The organism is Frankia sp. Mgl5, from assembly GCF_023242985.1.
In the GTDB taxonomy this organism is placed as follows: Bacteria; Actinomycetota; Actinomycetes; order Frankiales; family Frankiaceae; genus Parafrankia; species Parafrankia soli.
Genome location: NZ_JALKFY010000262.1, coordinates 1 through 248, shown reverse-complemented (window position 1 = coordinate 248; position 248 = coordinate 1). Strand labels below are relative to the sequence as shown.

Genomic DNA, 248 nt, shown 5'->3' with positions numbered 1-248 from the left:
GAGAGTGGATGTTGTGCCGGTTCATCGTGAATCGCAAGCCAACTTTTTGACCCACTGCCATACAGTTGCGGATCCCCCGCAAAGCTGCATCGAATGCTCCATCTTTGCGCCGAAACGCGTCATGCGTGGCGCCGATCCCATCCAGGCTGATCCCCACGTAGCTGACTCCCAATTGTTTCAGCTGTTTTGCTTTTTCGGGAGTGATCAATGTGCCGTTTGTGGAAAAGGTAACGCGTATCCCTTTTTCC

Annotated in this window: 1 protein-coding gene; it reads right to left on the bottom strand. The window is 52.8% G+C overall.

The genetic code is table 11. From position 1 onward, the window contains the following. The coding region (locus MXD62_RS09275) for a radical SAM protein (RefSeq protein WP_248828955.1) at positions 1–248 on the bottom strand (248 nt) is incomplete at both ends.